General features: G+C 66.8%; 16 protein-coding genes and 1 pseudogene. 5 read left to right on the forward strand and 12 right to left on the reverse strand.

What is annotated here, in order from left to right:
- Window positions 1-7: 7 nt before the first annotated feature.
- The 4 genes from MHY23_RS00185 to MHY23_RS11945 all read right to left on the reverse strand — a co-directional run bounded on the left by MHY23_RS00185 (window position 8) and on the right by MHY23_RS11945 (window position 2692).
- Window positions 8-391, reverse strand: a complete 384-nt coding sequence (locus tag MHY23_RS00185) for a hypothetical protein (protein ID WP_181888268.1) — start codon at window positions 389-391, stop codon at window positions 8-10.
- The gene (locus tag MHY23_RS00190) at window positions 388-1245 is read right to left on the reverse strand and encodes a methionine synthase (protein ID WP_239305918.1); all 858 of its coding nucleotides are present in this window, start codon (window positions 1243-1245) and stop codon (window positions 388-390) included. The genes MHY23_RS00185 and MHY23_RS00190 overlap by 4 nt, the downstream gene beginning before the upstream one ends.
- A gap of 10 nt (window positions 1246-1255) precedes the next feature.
- Window positions 1256-2353 (reverse strand): tRNA 2-thiouridine(34) synthase MnmA, encoded by a 1098-nt coding sequence (mnmA, locus tag MHY23_RS00195; RefSeq protein ID WP_239305919.1) that lies wholly within the window; start codon window positions 2351-2353, stop codon window positions 1256-1258.
- A 114-nt stretch (window positions 2354-2467) separates the two neighbouring features.
- Entirely contained in the window at window positions 2468-2692 is a 225-nt protein-coding gene (locus MHY23_RS11945; RefSeq protein ID WP_370645777.1) for a hypothetical protein, read from the reverse strand.
- 30 nt (window positions 2693-2722) lie between these two features.
- On the opposite strand from MHY23_RS11945, the gene MHY23_RS00200 reads away from it, so the two are divergent.
- Window positions 2723-4669, forward strand: a complete 1947-nt coding sequence (locus tag MHY23_RS00200; protein ID WP_370645778.1) for a heavy metal translocating P-type ATPase — start codon at window positions 2723-2725, stop codon at window positions 4667-4669.
- A gap of 31 nt (window positions 4670-4700) precedes the next feature.
- A complete protein-coding gene (locus MHY23_RS00205; protein WP_070844118.1) occupies window positions 4701-4988 on the forward strand; it encodes a metal-sensitive transcriptional regulator in 288 nt (95 codons plus the stop codon).
- Window positions 4989-5713: 725 nt separating this feature from the next.
- Here the strand turns inward: MHY23_RS00205 and MHY23_RS00210 are convergent.
- The gene (locus MHY23_RS00210; RefSeq protein WP_239305921.1) at window positions 5714-5902 is read right to left on the reverse strand and encodes a hypothetical protein; all 189 of its coding nucleotides are present in this window, start codon (window positions 5900-5902) and stop codon (window positions 5714-5716) included.
- A gap of 204 nt (window positions 5903-6106) precedes the next feature.
- On the opposite strand from MHY23_RS00210, the pseudogene MHY23_RS00215 reads away from it, so the two are divergent.
- A pseudogene (locus MHY23_RS00215) lies at window positions 6107-6226 on the forward strand (DNA-binding response regulator); the annotation flags it as partial.
- Window positions 6227-6232: 6 nt separating this feature from the next.
- Window positions 6233-7054 (forward strand): spermidine synthase, encoded by an 822-nt coding sequence (locus MHY23_RS00220; RefSeq protein WP_239305922.1) that lies wholly within the window; start codon window positions 6233-6235, stop codon window positions 7052-7054.
- Here MHY23_RS00220 and MHY23_RS00225 read toward each other — a convergent pair.
- A complete protein-coding gene (locus MHY23_RS00225; RefSeq protein ID WP_239305923.1) occupies window positions 6969-9377 on the reverse strand; it encodes a bifunctional lysylphosphatidylglycerol flippase/synthetase MprF in 2409 nt (802 codons plus the stop codon). The genes MHY23_RS00220 and MHY23_RS00225 overlap by 86 nt on opposite strands.
- Window positions 9374-10594, reverse strand: a complete 1221-nt coding sequence (locus tag MHY23_RS00230) for an alpha/beta hydrolase-fold protein (protein WP_239305924.1) — start codon at window positions 10592-10594, stop codon at window positions 9374-9376. The genes MHY23_RS00225 and MHY23_RS00230 overlap by 4 nt, the downstream gene beginning before the upstream one ends.
- A 20-nt stretch (window positions 10595-10614) precedes the next feature.
- On the opposite strand from MHY23_RS00230, the gene MHY23_RS00235 reads away from it, so the two are divergent.
- Window positions 10615-11229, forward strand: a complete 615-nt coding sequence (locus MHY23_RS00235) for a GPI inositol-deacylase (protein WP_239305925.1) — start codon at window positions 10615-10617, stop codon at window positions 11227-11229.
- On the opposite strand, the gene MHY23_RS00240 is transcribed toward MHY23_RS00235, so the two are convergent.
- The 5 genes from MHY23_RS00240 to MHY23_RS00260 are packed head-to-tail and all read right to left on the reverse strand — an operon-like array spanning window position 11226 to window position 16278.
- The gene (locus tag MHY23_RS00240; protein WP_239305926.1) at window positions 11226-12290 is read right to left on the reverse strand and encodes a glycoside hydrolase family 25 protein; all 1065 of its coding nucleotides are present in this window, start codon (window positions 12288-12290) and stop codon (window positions 11226-11228) included. The genes MHY23_RS00235 and MHY23_RS00240 overlap by 4 nt on opposite strands.
- A 51-nt stretch (window positions 12291-12341) precedes the next feature.
- Complete coding sequence (locus MHY23_RS00245; protein ID WP_255713727.1) at window positions 12342-13451, reverse strand: cysteine desulfurase family protein; 1110 nt, start codon at window positions 13449-13451, stop codon at window positions 12342-12344.
- Between the two features lie 9 nt (window positions 13452-13460).
- Window positions 13461-14600 carry an SAM-dependent methyltransferase gene (locus MHY23_RS00250; RefSeq protein ID WP_239305928.1) on the reverse strand — a complete coding sequence of 380 codons (1140 nt, stop codon included), beginning with the start codon at window positions 14598-14600 and terminating at the stop codon, window positions 13461-13463.
- Window positions 14590-15465 (reverse strand): NUDIX domain-containing protein, encoded by an 876-nt coding sequence (locus MHY23_RS00255; protein WP_239305929.1) that lies wholly within the window; start codon window positions 15463-15465, stop codon window positions 14590-14592. The genes MHY23_RS00250 and MHY23_RS00255 overlap by 11 nt, the downstream gene beginning before the upstream one ends.
- A gap of 18 nt (window positions 15466-15483) precedes the next feature.
- Complete coding sequence (locus tag MHY23_RS00260) at window positions 15484-16278, reverse strand: ABC transporter ATP-binding protein (RefSeq protein ID WP_239306089.1); 795 nt, start codon at window positions 16276-16278, stop codon at window positions 15484-15486.
- Window positions 16279-16407 lie beyond the last annotated feature (129 nt).

A 16407-nucleotide genomic window follows, 5' to 3' on the forward strand; every position in this document is an offset into this window, starting at 1 on the left:
TTCTGGGCTAGTTGAGCGCAAGCTCCGCGCGCAGCTTCTCGGCGAAGTCGTGCAGACCCCGGTTGTCGCCCTCGGATTCGACCGAGTACGTCTCCCCCGACTTCGTCTTCACCACCATTGCGCCCGACTCGCTGATGATCACGTCGGCAATGCTGGCGGAATCGAGCTCTGTGGTCTCTTTCTTCTCCACCAGGCGCAGCGTCTGCCCGTCAAAATCGGCCTCGCGCTTGCCCGACAAAAGCCCAAACGCGGCGAAGAACGCGATGCCGATGGCAATGCCGAAAATCATGTCGTCCATCATGAGGCCGAAGACGACGAAGAACATCACGCCGAAAACGATCCCTGTGGAGAGGTCGGCCTTCTTCTTGTCCCAGTGCAGCGGTGCGCTCATGCCTCCACTGTAAGTGCCTCGGCCATCTCCCGGGCCGCCCGGTAGTTCGCCGCGCTGTCCACCAGTGTGGCGGCCGGCTCGGCGTAGACGTCCACGGTCGTGGTGGCCGGGTCAAGCTGCAGCTCGTCGAAGAGGTTGTACAGCTCGCGCGGGGCCATAACGGGAATCGCGATGCGTGTGCCGGCGTCCAGCAGCCGGGCAAGCGCGTCTTTGCCGGCGCGGCGCGGGTCGCAGGTGAGCCACGGAACGTCGACAAGCTTGGGCGTATGCAGCAGGTGCTCGCCGAAGCGCGCGAGCGTCTCCTCCGGCTCGGGGATCGCGCGGATGGTCTCGAAGTCGGTCGCGCCTTGCAGCGTGCCGGCGACGACCTCGGGCAGGCGTGGCTCGTCCAACTGCAAGACACTCTTGCCAAACCGCCTCTCGACGTCCCTCCGGTGCCCCACGCACACCTCCAACAGCGCGTCTGTGAGGTCGCGAAGCGCGCCAGGGTCGGTGATCATGCGGTGGCCGTTGGCCATCTCGATCTCGGCGGCGAGCGTGAACGGGCCGGCCAGCTGCACCTTCACGGTGTCCGCCTTGCCGTGCCAGAGCTCCTCGAGGTGGTCGAGGTCGCGCTCCATGCGGTCGGCATCCTTGCGTGCCCGAGCCGCCACGCGCCAGCCGCGGGGCCCGCGCGCCACGGGGATTTCCAGCATCGCGGCGGTGCGGCCGATCAGGTCCGAGCCGACGCCGCGGTCCGGCAGCTGCGGGACGTGCGGCAGCGGCGACTCGGAGAGCACCACGTCCGCGGCTTGCGTGAGGTCGGTGCCGGGCAGCGGCCCGAGGCCGAACGCGGTGGGAGGAAGTGTTGTCACGGAGCCGATGTTACGCAGTGGCGCAGATGGTTCCGGAGCCCAGCACGATGTCCCCCAAACCGTCCGGGTCCGGCAGGTAGAGCACCGCAGCCTGGCCGCGCGCCACGCCCTCGAGCGGCTCGTGCAGCGTAAGCACCATCTGATCGTCCTCGATGCGGGCAGTGCATGGCACGACCCCGCCGTGGGCGCGGATCTGCACGTGAGCAGCGAGTTCCTCGCCGCTCACGGAGGCTTCGGACATCGCCGAGTGCAGTACCTTCAGGCGGTCAGCGGTGATCTCGTTGACCTTCAGGGCCTCCCGCGGGCCGACGGTGACCGTGCCGGTGGAGGTGTCCACGTCGGTGACGTAGCGCGGCTTGCCGTCGTCCGCAGGCACGCGGATGTTCAGTCCCTTGCGCTGGCCGATCGTGTACTGGAACGCGCCGTCGTGCTCTTTCAACTCGTGGCCCTCGGTGTCTTTGATCATGCCGGGGCGCATGCCGATCGAGCGGCCCAGAAACGCCTGGGTGTTGCCGTCGGGGATGAAGCAGATGTCGTAGGAATCCGGCTTGGACGCAGTGGCGAACCCGTGGCGGGCCGCCTCCTCGCGGATCTGCGGCTTTTCAGTATCCCCTACAGGGAAGATGCAGCGGTCCAGCTCGTCGCGCGTGAGCACGCCGAGCACGTAGGACTGGTCTTTCTTCGGGTCGGTGGATCGGCGGAGGTTTCCTTGGTCGTCGATAATTGCGTAGTGCCCGGTGGCGATCGCGTCGAAGCCCAAGGTCACCGCGCGGTCGAGCAGTGCCGCGAACTTGATCTTCTCGTTGCAGCGCAGGCACGGGTTGGGGGTCTCGCCGTGTTCGTAGGACCACACGAAGTTGTCGATGACCTCTTCTTTAAAGCGGTCAGAGAAGTCCCACACGTAAAACGGGATACCCAGGTGGTCGCACACGCGGCGCGCGTCGGCGGAGTCCTCCAGGGAACAGCAGCCGCGGGCAGACTCGCGCGTCTGCTGCGCGTCCTTGCTCAGTGCAAGGTGCACGCCGACAACGTCGTGGCCCGCCTCCACCAGGCGCGCAGCAGCGACAGAGGAGTCCACTCCCCCGCTCATGGCCGCCAATACTCGCATGTCGGCGCAGTGTAGTCCCGTGAAGGCGAAAGGTGAAACGTCCGGCTGGTCGCGTGGAAACACCCCCTCGACACATACCCCCCTGGGGTATTAAGGTGGAAGACGGCCGTCGTGCTAGGCCCCCGGCACGACCGAACCGACCACAATGATGAACTGCAACGAGAGGACAGAACCATGAACGACAGACACGCCCACTCCGGCACCGAACCCGGTGGGCACGCCAGCCATCACGAACACAGCAACCACGGAGGCCATGCCGGCCACAACCACACAGAGCACGCGGGCCACGGAGAACATGGAGGCCATGGCCACGCGGGCCACGCAGGCCATGGCGATCACGTAGCCCAGTTCCGCAGGCTCTTCTGGATCATGCTGGTTCTCGCGATCCCGGTCGTCGGATTTAACGAAACCTTCGCCCACCTCATCGGCTACCAGCTGCCTGACGCGGAATGGACCCGCTGGATCTCGCCGCTCTTGGGCACGGTCATTTACTTCTGGGGAGGTCGCCCGTTCTTGACGGGTGCTGTCTCCGAGATCCGCTCACGAAAACCCGGCATGATGCTGCTGATCGCCCTGGCGATCACGGTCGCTTTCGTCTCCTCCTGGGGTGCGAGCCTGAACTTGCTGGACCGCGAGCTGAATTTCTGGTGGGAACTGGCGCTGCTGGTGGTCATCATGCTGCTGGGGCACTGGATCGAGATGCGCTCCCTCGCCCAGACCACCTCGGCCCTGGATTCGCTCGCCGCACTTCTGCCCGACGAGGCCGAGAAGATCGACGGCGACGAAGTAGTGAAGGTCACCCCGGCGGATCTTGAGGTCGGCGATGTCGTGATCGTGCGGCCCGGCGCGTCCGTGCCTGCCGACGGCATAATCGTCGACGGCAGCGCCAGCATGGACGAGTCGATGGTCACCGGTGAGTCGAAAACGGTGCGGCGCGGTGAAGGCGAGCACGTGGTCGCTGGCACCATCGCGACAGACTCGGGTCTGCGCATCGAGGTCACAGCCACGGGTGGCGACACCGCGTTGGCCGGCATTCAAAAGCTCGTCACCGATGCGCAAGAATCGTCATCGCGGGCGCAGCGCCTCGCAGACAAGGCCGCCGCGTGGTTGTTCTGGTTCACCCTCGGCGCCGCCATTCTGACCGCCGTGGTCTGGACCGTCGTCGGCATGCCAAACGACGCCGTAGTGCGCACCATTACGGTGCTCGTCATCGCCTGCCCTCACGCCCTAGGTCTCGCAATCCCGCTGGTCGTCTCGATTGCGACTGAGCGCGCCGCCCGCGGTGGGGTACTGATCAAGGATCGGCTCGCTCTCGAATCCATGCGCACCGTCGACGCCGTGTTGTTCGACAAGACCGGCACCCTCACCAAAGGCGAACCCACCGTCACCGCGATCGACACCATCAGCGGATATGAGGAAGCAGACGTGCTCGCGCTGGCAGCGGCCGCCGAGGCGGACAGTGAGCACCCACTCGCTCGCGCCATCACCGGTGCGGCGGAGACCCGTGACGTGGCTGTGCCGAGTGCCAGCGACTTCTCCTCGTCGCCAGCCGTGGGCGTGAAGGCAACTGTTGACGGTGAGGTAATCGAGGTCGGCGGCCCCTACCTGCTTGAGAAGCATTCCGCCGAAGAGCTCCCCATCGCAGACGAGTGGCGAAAGGAGGGCGCGATCATTCTCCACGTCCTCGCCGACGGCGAAGTGATCGGAGCACTCCGGCTTGCCGACGAGATCCGTCCCGAGTCCCGCGACGCCGTCGACGCACTGCACTCTGCGGGCGCCCAGGTCGTCATGATCACCGGCGACGCGCAGGCCGTCGCGGACACCGTCGCCAAGGATCTGGGCATTGACCGGGTCTTCGCGGGTGTGCGTCCCGAGCACAAGGCCGCGAAAGTCAAGGAACTGCAAGGCGAGGGCCACAAGGTCGCCATGGTCGGCGACGGCGTCAACGACGCCCCCGCGCTGGCCCAGGCCGATGTCGGCATCGCGATCGGTGCCGGCACAGACGTGGCCATCGGCTCGGCGGGCGTCGTCCTGGCAAGCTCCGACCCGCGATCGGTGCTCTCGGTCATCGAGCTCTCCCGTGCGACCTACCGGAAGATGAAGCAGAACCTGTGGTGGGCGGCCGGCTACAACCTGCTGTCCGTTCCGCTGGCTGCCGGTATCCTCGCCCCAATCGGGTTCGTGATGCCGATGAGCGTCGGCGCAATTCTGATGTCGGCCTCGACCGTCGTCGTGGCGCTGAATGCGCAGCTGCTCCGCCGCCTCGACCTCACCCCGCAGAGCAGCGCCGACCGGATGCTTAACCGGTCCAAGTGACCCGACACCGTCCACACCACTCAGGAGGCCCATGATGAACGACCACGGCTACATCAGCGATAAAGACCGCTACCTCGCCCGGCTCAAACGAATCGAGGGGCAAACCCGCGGTATCCACCGCATGATCGACGAAAACGCCTACTGCATTGACATCCTCACCCAGATCAGTGCGGTCAACGCGGCGCTGAAGGGCGTAGCACTGGGTTTGCTGGACGACCACTTGAAGCACTGTGTTGCCAATGCGATCAGCGACGGGCAGGAAGCCGACGCCAAGATCGAAGAGGCGTCCGCCGCAATCGCGCGAATGGTGAAGTCCTAGACAGCCGTGGGAGGACTCGTGCGTCTGTTGCGTGTCCCTACTCAGCGAGAGGTGAAACGCCGGTCCACTCCGATGGAGGCTGCACATAACATCCGGCGGAGCGTAATACCTCAACTGCCTTTGCGGGGTCCCGCCGGATAACTGCCTCAGTTTGCATTTCAATGAATCGTCTACGCCCCTCCTCCACGCGTTCCTCCCACCCCGGCATTGGTTGTGCATCGAATTCTCTAACAACTAACTCCACAACATCCTCCACCGTGACGCGGAACTGCGAATCACCGAGGGGAAAGTGAATATTCTGCTGCTGCGCCGCAGTCTCGTAGCGGCCGCTTCTTGCTAGGAGTAACCCCAACGGTACGGATTCCGCGTGAAACTTAAAATGGCTCGAGGGTTTGTTTCTGGCTTCGCGGTCGAACTCGAAGCGAACAATTGGTACGAAACGTTGTGTCGCCTTGAATTCGACCTTTATCGAGCTTTTTCAACCGCAACCCCACTCCTGGAATTGCTTGGCCGCAGCCGGAAGTCGACAGCTAGGTGTAAACGGTTGCTTCCCGATCTACCTATGGCGAGTTCCTTCGAGATTTTGAACCATGAGCGAAAGGTCTCTTTGGAGGTTTCGAAAGTCTCTAGCGTGGTGGTACCTACTAATGTGTTTTCGAGCAGATCCTGTATTTCGCCAACGAACGTCGTTGCATGTTCTATCCAGGCGTGCTCAGACAAGACATCTACCCGTTGAGCATCCACGACAACGCTTCGTGACGTTCTAACAGGCGTTCTTCTTCGAACTTCAGGGCACCGGCCTCGCGAAGCCGACGCAAGACATCGACGTTGTACGGTTGCATCTCTTCTTCGATGTTGGCCAATTCCTGGATGATCTCGTCGTTCGAGAGCATCCTGGTAACCGGAGTCGACATTTGCCCCTCCTTCCGCGTAGATACCTTAGACATCGATCCCCTGGATCAGTACTAGCGATCGTAGCGCAAGACCTTGATTTTCAAGGTTCAACTTGCATTCTCACCAGCGTCATACCGCAGTACGACGAGGCGGCCAGTAGCGGAAAGCGCCCACGTCGGCACCATCGTCCTGGCGCTCTTGAACACGATCCGCACGGTCGCCGGCCCACAGTGAAGACGCAAGTGGGGCGGGTGCTGGCTAAAACGCAGTCGCGCGACCGGGTGCACCCGGCGCTTTTTGCCTACCGCACCGGGTTAGTCTCACGCGCGCCTCTAGTACCCTGACCTGCCATGGCTGCCAAAAGTGAGTTTCACGAGATCGACACCGGCGTCGCCGAAGTCCTGCACGAACCCGACGGCTCCATGGTGCTGCTGGTCAACGGCGTGCCCAGCTCCCACATCGTCCCGGGCGAGCCGACCCGGCTGGATTTCGAGTACATGCGCTGGATCGCGGACTTCCTCGATTCCGCCTACCCGGAGACAAAGCGCGCCAAGTCGCGCCTGACGCACCTCGGCGGCGGCGCGTGCACCCTCGCCCGCTACTTCGCCGCCGCGTGGCCCGGCTCGCGAAGCACGGTCGTGGAGATCGATTCGGAGCTGGCCGTTCTTGCGCGCGAGCTTTTCGACGTCCCCCGGTCCCCCACCGTGAAAATCCGCGTCGGCGACGCCCGCGAGGTCACCGACGCGTTCAAGCCGGCGACCCGCGACGTGATCATCCGCGACGTGTTTACCTCCGCCACCACGCCGCGCAACCTTACGACGGTGGAGTTTTACGCAGCGGCGTGGACGTCGTTAAGCGAATGCGGCTTCTACGTGGCCAACTGCGGGTCGCACTCGGACCTGAAGGAGGCCAAAGAGGAGCTGGCGGGGATGCTGGAGGTGTTCCCGCACGTCGCGGCAATCGCGGACCCGCCGATGCTCAAGGGCCGCCGCTACGGCAACATCGTGCTCATCGGCGCGAACTCACCGCTCGAGGCGAGCGACGCGCTCACCCGCAACCTGCTCAAAGGCGGGGTGCCGGCGCAGTTCAAGGACGAGGCGTGGTGCCGCCGCCTGGCGACGCAACCTCGGCGCGATCCAACCCCCGATCCCGCCGCTTCAGAAACTCCCTGACCACCGCCGCCACGTCGGCGGTCTTCATGTCCGGCAGGTAGCAGCTCACCACCGCCAGCCCGATGGAGGCGAGAGCGAGCTCGTCGTCGTAGGCGAGGTTCCAGCTGGTGTGCGTCGGGTGGAACTTGTGCTTCGACGCGGCCAAAGAACGGAAGCCGTAGAGCGGCTCGATGGTCGCGCCCGTCTTGTCCAGGAGGATATCGAGGAACGCCGAAGGCTCGTCTGTACGCGCAAGCGGCGCACCGGACAGCGACACCCAGCCCAACCCTTCGCTGCCTGCGACCACCGCTGCCTCCGCGAGGAGAAATTCGATCACGGGGCGGAATCCGTCCGCGTCGCGCCGCATGAAATCCAGCGTGTAGCCGGCCACCGCGCCGTGTTCGTACACGGGGAGCCAGCTGGTCACGCCGTGCAGGTGGCCGGAATCGTCGACGGCGAGCAACAGTTTGGTATCCGGATCCCGCAGCTCCTCCAGGCTGCCGAGGGTAAACCCCATCTCGGGCAGCGCCTTGTCCGCCACCCACTGCTCCGACAGCGCAGCGATCTTCTCCCGCATCTCCAGGCTGCACTCCGCCCACGTGGTCCACACCGCGCGCACCCCTTCCTTCCCTGCGCGGTTTCTCGCGGTACGGATGTTCTGGAACTTCTTGCCCTTGAATTCCAGGTTGTCGGTGTAGAGCACCGACTCCTCCGCTACGTGGACCGTATTGAACCCGGGCCGCGCGAAGTCCTCTGGGACGGAGTACCAGGCCACGCGCCACCCCTGAGAGGCGGCAAATTGCTCGAACTCGCCCGCCACCTCAGCCTGATTACTTCCGGAGACCACCGGCGAGCCGACCGTCACCGCGACATTGTGGGAGACGCGGTACGCCACGTAACCGGCATCGCCGGCGAAGAAGTAGCGGTTGCCTTCCCACAGCCCCATCCATGCGAGGTGGTCGCCGGTGCCGTGGACGAGGATGTCGCGGGCTCGTGCCCGGTCTGCCTCTGCTGCGGGTGACGGAGCCGACGACAGCACCCGGAACAGCGCCCACAGCGCCGCGCACCAGAACACGACGCCGACCCACTCGTACAGCACCCACGCGCCGGCAGTGTGCGGGAACATGCGGTGCGGCAGCTCGACGGCCACTGCGGGCGGCAAGTACCGCAACGGCAGCTCGAACAGCGTGTTGCGCAGGTTAGCCTCCCCCACGAACCCGTCCGCGAGCAGCAGCGATCCCGCGACCCATGCGGCAGCCGTCGCGAGGAGCGAAATTGCCAGCGGGCGCACGGCACGCCTCCAGTCCGACGCCACGGGAAACTTCCCCCGTGTTGCCACAAGTACGACGATCGACGCCACCCACGGAAGCACGACCAAGGCGCTGTTCGCCGCGCTGACAACGTCGCTCTCCCTACCTGCGACTTGCCCGACCACCACTGCGAGCGACGCCACGCTCAACGCCATGGCTCCCCACCACGCTAGCCTGCGGCCGCGGACGAGCCCGAGCGCCACAACAAGGGCGAGCGCCACCGGCACGACGTTGAGCAGCAGCGGCGCAATCCCGTGGAGTTGGTTGATCGACATCGCCTCCACGCACGAAGCGGCGGTAGGGTCCCCGCACAGTTTGCGCACGTCCTCCGCGTCAACAGCGGGCTCCCACATGAGCAGGCTTTCCGCGGCGAACGGCCCCTGCGCGGCAGGGTTGAGTGCGGTGAGCACCGGGCCGACGGAAACTGCGACGAATCCGGCGGCGACGAGCACTCTGGACTCGCGCAACGACGCGCTGCGCGTCGGCCTGGTGTGGCCCCACACCACTTCCCCGGCGGCCACGCCGGCGATCACGGCGGTGAGCGCGACGACGTCGGAAAGCGTGCCCGAATACAGCACCAGGGTGCCGGTGAGTGTGGCCAGCACCAGGCGCAGCCTCCTGCGCCACAGCACGCCCATGCGCGCCGTGGCGAATGCGAGCGGGCCGATCATCCAGGCGAGTGGAGTGCAGTACACCTCGTTGACCAGGTCGGTACCCCACCTGTTGAATCCGGCTCGTTCGATGGCTGCGCCCACCACGCAGGCGACGGGCATGACCACTGCCTGGGACGACACGGCAGCGACGGCGAAGGCGCGGGAGCCAAGCGCCCGCTCCGCCGGTGCGGCAAACAGCAGAGCGGCAAACGTGGCGTAGACGGCGGCTGCGAGGTTGTTTCCCGTCACGCCGCAGGTGAGCAGGTGCCACAGATGCGCGTCTGCGGGCAGGTCGTAGCCGAGCTGTCCTCGCACAGGAAAGCAGGCCCACAGCGCCACCACCAATGCGAGGGTGAAGGGAATCGTCCGGACAAGTCTCATCGGATGCCTCCCCGCTGCGCCACAAAGTCGAGGTTCTCCCGCAGCGCAACCCGCCATACCTGGTAGCTGTGGCCGCCGGGCAGGGCCGTGTAGGTGGTGTCCATTCCCGCGGCGCGCGCAAGCCTGTTCAAGTGCGGCAGCGCGGTCCGGCTCATGGGGTCGTTTTCGCCGGCGACAAACCGGCCGTGGATGCCTGCGTACTTCTGCGTCCCCGTCGCGCGGATAAGCAGCGTGGAGGGGTTCACCGCCCGGAAAGCGCCCTCGTCGCCGCCGAAGAGTTGGTTCACGGTTTTCTGGTGGCTGCCCACCGACGGCTCAGGTTCCCCGGAGAAGTCGAGGAAGGATCCGAAAGACTGCGGGTTGTTGGTGACGATCTGCAGCGCGCAGGTGCCGCCGTAGCTCAACCCGCCGACGGTCCACTTGGATTGGTCGGGCTCCACCCGGAAGGTCTGCTTCACCACCTCGGGCACGTCGTGTGCGAGGTAGGTCTGCATCTGCGCGTCTGGCCCGTCGATGCACGCCGGGTTGCCGGTGGTCGATCCGGTGCCGTCGGCGCCGACAATAATCGGTGCCTTCCCGTCGTGGTCTTGCTGGAAGTCGTCCGCCGCTTGTGCGGCCTGGCCGTCGGAAAACCATCCGGCTGGCGAACCCGGACTGCCGGAGAGCAGCATCAGCACCGGCAGGTTCGCACCGTGCCAGTAGGCGGGCGGGATGTATGCCACTAGGTCGCGGAACGGGGCCGCAGGCACCGTCACCAACGCGCCGACTTCGCGGCCGTGCAGCTGCGGCGCGGACGTGGTCTTCTGGAATTGCTCGAGCGTCATGTTCACGGTCACCGGCACTGGGTGGAATGCACCGACCGTTGGGTACTGCTGGTACTGCGTGTTCGTACCCAGGTACGCCAGCAGCACTGCGGGCACCGCCACGCACGCCAACAACACCCGTCGCCGCCCGAAGATTAGCGCCGCCAACGCAAACACGCCGACTGCCCAGCTCGCATAGACGGGCGCCGGGATGCCGTCGGGGAACGGCTTCGGCCACACCGAAAGCGCCAAGACCACCGCGCCCATCACCACAACGGTTGCCAGCACCGCCCACAGCGTTCGGCGGCGGAGCCCCAGCAGGGCCAGCACTGCAAAGGCGGCAAGGCCGAGCAGGGCGAAGATCACCACGGCGGCGTCGTGGCCGACCACCGGGATCGATCGAATTGCTTCCACGGTGAGTAGGTTTACTCCCTATGGCGCTCGCGTCCTACATCCCGAGGTGTCTTCCCGACCCCTCCACAGCAACCTCCCAGCCCCACATCGTGGTCGCCCTGCACGGCACGCTCGGCGAACCGCACGTGTTCCGCGCGCTCGCGGACGAATTGGCCGTCCGGGGCGTGGGGCTTTTCGCCCCGTTCTACGGGCGCCGGGGCACCCAGCTTCTCGACGTCTGCTCCGCCCAAATCGCCGAACTCGTCATGTCGCTGCCCGAGGGCACGAAACGGGTAGACATCGTGGGCCATTCTTACGGCGGCCTGGTCGGGCTGCGTACCCTTGCGGTGCCCGGTGTGCGCGAGCGCGTGCACACGCTTGTCGGCCTTGGCGCGTCCTGGCGCGGCACCGACACCGGCTGGCGCCCGAAATGGCTGATCCGCCGCGTACTCGGAGAATCGTTCACGCAGCTGGACCAGCACGACACCGCGCCTCAGATCCCGGAAGGTGTGAAGGTCGTCTCGGTTACCTCCGACGCGGACCGGGTGGTGCCGGCCGCGTCATCGCGTCTGGGCCGCGTGGTGGAAGTGCACGGTGTCGCGCACAATCGCTTGCCGCAGCAGACGGGGGCGATCCTGAGTGCGCTCGGTCTTTAGCCCCTGTTCGCTTCCTTCGCGGCGTTGTCCAGCAGGATGAGCAGGTCGCCGATCTGGTAGTCACCGACCATCATCTTCTGCAGGTCCTCGATCGGCAGCTCGCCCTGGCCCGCCAACGCGCGGACGAGGTTGGCGATGTTGTCCGCGTCGGTCGGGTCGAAGCCGGCGAGGCGGGCGGCGTCGATAAGCTGCTGCGCCCCCAGACCGCCCGCGGCGAGCGCGAGAATGGCCACCACGAGCTTGGTGCTGTCCTGCTCGAGCACCTTCAGCTCGCCGGAGTCCTGCACCTGGAACTGCTCGAGCACGCCGCCGCCTGCACGCAGATCGCCTGCGGCGAACTGGTCCAGCTGCGCGCCGTTGCCGTTGAAGATGTTCATGTCCACCGGCGTGTTGATGCCCACCACGCGGCCGGATTCGCTGCGCTGCCAGAACGTCAGCTTGTCCCAGCCGCCGACTGGGGCCGGCGGGCGGTTCTGGTAGGCCGCCAGCCACAGCGGGTAGGAGGTGAACGCGCGGGTGTCGTTCATGCGCTCGTACCAGAAGTAGCGGTACGTGTAGATCATCGGACGCTTGCCGGTGCGCGCCTCCAGCTCGGAGAGGAACGCCTGCGTCCAGCCCGCCAGCTGCACCGGGCCCAGGCCTTCGTCGACCTCGAGGTCCAGCACGGGCGGCAGCTGGGTGGCCGGGCCGTCGTTGACCACGGAGGCGAAGTAGCGCGCCTGCGCCACCGGGTCCTCCGCCGGGCGCGCGTAGTGGTAGGCGCCCACCTTCAGCCCGGCATCGGCCGCGGCCTTGGCGTCCTCGTCGTAGAAGTCGTTCTTCCAGCCGTCGCCCTCGGAGGCCTTCACGTAGGCGAAGTCCTGGCCGCCGGCGGTGCGGACGGAGCCCCAGTCGATGGCTGCGCCGCCCGGGCGCTGGTGGCCCGCCACGTCCACGCCGGAGACAACACCCGGGATGGACTGGGCGTCTGCGGGCCCGGTCACCGGGTTGACCACGCTTAAGCCCACGGCGAGCGCGGTCACGGCGGCGGCTGCGGTACGGATGCGGCGAGAAATCTGCATGACCGACACACTAAACCACTCAAGTCACACGCACCACACGCGACACGCAAGTTACAGCGCGCCGGCGGCTCTCGCCCGCTCCACCACCTCCGGGATCGCGGCGAGGAACTTCTCCACGTCCTCGCGCGTGTTCGTCCGCCCCACCGTTACGCGCAGCGCGCCCATCGCTTCGCGCTCGGAAAACCCCATCGCCTCCAGCACGTGGCTCATGCGCAGCACACCGCTGGCGCACGCCGAGCCGGCCGACACCTGAATGCCCTGCGCATCCAGCAGCATGATCAGCGCGTCCGCGTTCGCCCCGGGGAACATGAAGTGCGCGTGCCCCGGCAGGCAGGGCTCATGCTTTGCGACGATCACCTCCGGCACCGCCTCTTTCACCCCCGCAATCACCGCATCGCGCAGGCCCGCGATCCGCTGTTGCTCCTGCCCCATCTCGGCGACAGCCTCCTCCAGCGCCGCCGCCGTGGCCGCGGCCGAGGCCACGTCCACCGTGCCGGAGCGGATGCCGCGCTCCTGCCCGCCGCCCAGAATCACCGGCTTCGGCGCCGGCGAACGACGCGCCAGAAGCAGGCCCATCCCGCGCGGGCCGCCGAACTTGTGGGCGCTGGCCGCAAGCGTGGCCGCGCCGAGCTCGTGGAAGTGAACCGGGATGTGCCCGACCGCCTGCACCGCGTCCACGTGCACCGGGGTGCCCGCGGCCTCGGCACGCGCAACCGCCTCGTGCACCGGCTGGATCGCGCCGGTTTCGTTGTTCGCCCACATCACCGCCGCCACCGCGGCCGGGGCATCCAGCGCGGCAAGATCCGAGACCACGCCGTCTCGCCCCACCGGCAGCCATTCGGTCTGGCCCAGAGACTTGACTACCTCGAGCACTGCCGGGTGCTCGATCGGGGTGGACACGACACGGCCTCCGCCGGAGGCGTCGTGAAGCCCACGCACCCCGATGTTGTTCGCCTCGGTGCCGGAGCCGGTGAACACCACCTCCACCGGGTCCGCGCCCAGGGCCGCGGCGATGCGCTCGCGGGCGTCGGCGAGCACCGCGTTGGCCTTGCGTCCGGCGGCGTGCTGGCTGCCGGCGTTGAGGGCGCCGGCGTGCTCCACCCACGCATCGATGGCGCTTTGGCGCATGGGAGTGGTGGCTGCGTGATCGAGGTAGACCATGCCCACAGGTTAGGCGTGCACGCGCGCGCCGCACACATGCGCCACCGCGTCGTTGCCCACGCGCGCGATCACCACGCCCATCTGCCTGTCCCCGCGCAGCTTGAGCTTCTTGCGCAGCTGGTCCGGGTCCACGTCCACCCCGCGCACGAGGATCTCCGCGCTGCCCGCGCCGTGGCCGGCAAGCGTCTTCTTCAGCGCGCGCAGCGGCACCGCCTCGATGAACTCGAAGCCGCTGTAACCCTCCGGGATCGCATTTCCCGTGGTGTAGGCGATGTGCTCGTCCAGCATGCTCAGCCCGTGGCGCGCGGCCCACTGCCGAACCAGCCCGGCGCGCACCACCGCCCCGTCCGGCTCGATGATCCATTTGCGCGGCGCGGTGATTTCCACCTCGTCCGGCTCGTCGTCGGTGACGCGCTCCTCAGAGTCCCGCAGCACTACTGCTTCTCTGCGCGCTCCGCCCGCCAACCCCGGCGTATACAGGCACGCCTCCTTGACTCCCCCATCCACGGACACGACACTGACCAGCCCGTCCCACCCGGAGTAGTCGATGCCCGGCGCGCACTTGACCGCCAACTCGCGGCCGGTGTGCGCGGCCAGCAGGTCCGGCAGCGGCGGCAGGAGCTTCGCCGGGTCGGTGATCCGCTTGCCGCCGGCGCGGCGCGCGGGGTCGGCCACCACCGCCCCGCCGGTGCTCACCGGCGTAAGCGCGTCCGCGCGGGCCAGCCAAGCGTCCGGTCCGAGGTTGTGGCGTGCCATGACCAGGCGGGCGGCGTCCAGGTCCGAGCCGAGCCACGTTACGTCAGCATCACAAAAGGCCGGAGCCTCCGAGCCCACCGAGCAGGTCACGTCGTGGACGAACTCCACCCCTGCCGCCGCGATCCGCTGCGCCCGAACGCGCGCCACGCGCGCCGGGGTGGCCTGCTGCACGGCGTCGGCATCGGTGAGCCAATCCTCCGGGAACTTCCCCGCCGCCACGCGCTGGGAGGAGATGAGCACGCTGACAGCGCGGGCGTACTCGCCGAAGCGGGCATCGAGTACCGCGCGGTCCGCAAACACGGACTGCTTGGTCAGCGCCACCTCCGGCGCAACGTCTGCGATCTCCCCGGCGTGCGCCGCTAGAAAGCGAGCTTCCGCAACGCTAAATCCCACCGCGGCGTCCAATCCTGTCGATGGGCGTGAACGAGAAGAAGTCGTGGTAGCGCAGGTCGTCAACCGGGTCGCCCACCACCGGCGACAGGTCGGCGCGCCAGGCGGCGGCCAGCGCCTCTTCCGCGTCCTCGAAGCGCGCCACCTCGTTCAGCTGCGCCCACGTCGACGGTGCCAGGCGCACCAAGCCGTGGCGCCACCCCTCCAAGATCAGTTGCGGCGGAAACCAGTTGGCGTCGTCCGCCTCCTCGGTGTTGGAATCCGGCTCCTGGCCTTCCGGGTTGGCGGCGACGAAGGTGAAGGTGTCGAACCAGTTGCCGCTTTCAGACTTGCCCACCCACCTCGCGAGCGGTTTCAGGAGGTCGGCGCAGACGTTGAGGTTGGACTCGCGGAGCACGTCGGTAAGCGAAAGCTCGTGCGACTCCAGCTTCAGGCGGTGGTCGTGGAAGGGGCGTGCGTCGTCGAGCAGCACGCCGTCGTCATCAACTGCGAGCAGCGTGCCTGTTTCCTCGAACAGCTCGCGCACCGCCGCGAACAGCAGCGCGTGCGCCTTGTACTTGGTCACGCCCAGCTGGCGGGCCAGGGAAATGGCGGAGCGGCCGAGCCACAGCTCGCCGTCGTCCCACGCGCGCGGCGGGAAATCGCGCGAATCCACCCCGCCGCCGGGAAAGACCGTGATGCCCGGGTAATTCGGCATGGATAACACGCGCTCCTGCATCCACACCTCGAGCCCGTCCGCACCGTCGCGAAGCAGCATCACCGTCGCGGACAGGCGGGCACCTTGAAACCCGCTGCGCTCGTGGACGTCGATGGTGTCGCCGACGTCGTGCGTCAGCACGCCCTGGGTGCGATTCCTTCTCGTGGGCATGGCCGAAAACCCCCAGGCTTACGCCCGGTGCGCACCCCCGCGCTTGGCGCGAGCCCGGCGCGCAGTAAAGCGGCCCTCGTCCACCGTGACCTCGATGGGCTGGTGGTATGCGCGCGAGACGTTCTCGGAGGTCAGCACGTCGTCGATAAGCCCCTGGGCGACCACCTCTCCCTCGTCCAACAGCATGGCGTGGGTGAAGCCCGCCGGGATCTCCTCTAAGTGGTGGGTGATCATGACAATCGCCGGTGCGTCCGGGTCCATGGCCAGATCGCCCAGGTAGGCCAGCAGGTCCTCGCGCCCGCCCAGGTCCATGCCTGCGGCCGGCTCGTCCAGGATCAGAAGCTCCGGATTGGTCATCACCGCGCGCGCGACCAACACGCGCTTCTTCTCGCCGTCGGACAGCGTGCCCCAAGTGCGGTCAATCAGGTGGATCGCGCCGACCTGCTCGAGCACTTCGAGGGCTTGGTCGTAGTCCATCTGGTCGTAGTCCTCGCGCCAGCGCCCCAAGATGGCGTAGCCGGCGGAGACGACCAGGTCGCCCACCTTTTCGTTGTCCGGCACGCGTTGCGCCACCGCAGATGACGTCACGCCGATCGCCGCGCGCAGGTCGCGCATGTCGGTGGCGCCGACGCGCTCGCCGATGATGAACACGGTGCCCTTGGACGGGAACTCCTGGGCCGAGGCCATGCGGATCAGGGTGGTCTTGCCGGCGCCGTTGGGGCCGATGACCACCCACCGCTCGTCCAGCTCAACCTGCCATGTCACGGGGCCCACTAGGGTGTTGCCGCCGCGGATGAACTCCACGTCGCGCATGTCCACCAGCAGGTCCGGGTCTGTCACCAATTCCTCACTCGCATTCACGCATCCATCTTTACCTATTTCGGCCCGCGTGTGTGGGAGGCCCGCGCTACCCTGGCTGATGGAATGCAGGCAGGTTGAGAG

Source organism: Corynebacterium sp. ACRQP, from assembly GCF_022345915.1.
Taxonomy (GTDB): Bacteria; Actinomycetota; Actinomycetes; order Mycobacteriales; family Mycobacteriaceae; genus Corynebacterium; species Corynebacterium lehmanniae.

Bases quoted from the DNA above. Each gene is read 5' to 3' on its own strand.
- MHY23_RS00185 (WP_181888268.1), bottom strand. From the start codon at position 391: ATGAGCGCACCGCTGCACTGGGACAAGAAGAAGGCCGACCTCTCCACA.
- mnmA (WP_239305919.1), bottom strand. From the start codon at position 2,353: ATGCGAGTATTGGCGGCCATGAGCGGGGGAGTGGACTCCTCTGTCGCT.
- MHY23_RS00200 (WP_370645778.1), top strand. From the start codon at position 2,723: ATGCTGGTTCTCGCGATCCCGGTCGTCGGATTTAACGAAACCTTCGCC.
- MHY23_RS00205 (WP_070844118.1), top strand. From the start codon at position 4,701: ATGATGAACGACCACGGCTACATCAGCGATAAAGACCGCTACCTCGCC.
- MHY23_RS00210 (WP_239305921.1), bottom strand. From the start codon at position 5,902: ATGTCGACTCCGGTTACCAGGATGCTCTCGAACGACGAGATCATCCAG.
- MHY23_RS00220 (WP_239305922.1), top strand. From the start codon at position 6,233: ATGGCTGCCAAAAGTGAGTTTCACGAGATCGACACCGGCGTCGCCGAA.
- MHY23_RS00225 (WP_239305923.1), bottom strand. From the start codon at position 9,377: ATGAGACTTGTCCGGACGATTCCCTTCACCCTCGCATTGGTGGTGGCG.
- MHY23_RS00235 (WP_239305925.1), top strand. From the start codon at position 10,615: ATGGCGCTCGCGTCCTACATCCCGAGGTGTCTTCCCGACCCCTCCACA.
- MHY23_RS00240 (WP_239305926.1), bottom strand. From the start codon at position 12,290: ATGCAGATTTCTCGCCGCATCCGTACCGCAGCCGCCGCCGTGACCGCG.
- MHY23_RS00245 (WP_255713727.1), bottom strand. From the start codon at position 13,451: ATGGTCTACCTCGATCACGCAGCCACCACTCCCATGCGCCAAAGCGCC.
- MHY23_RS00255 (WP_239305929.1), bottom strand. From the start codon at position 15,465: ATGCCCACGAGAAGGAATCGCACCCAGGGCGTGCTGACGCACGACGTC.
- MHY23_RS00260 (WP_239306089.1), bottom strand. From the start codon at position 16,278: ATGCGCGACGTGGAGTTCATCCGCGGCGGCAACACCCTAGTGGGCCCC.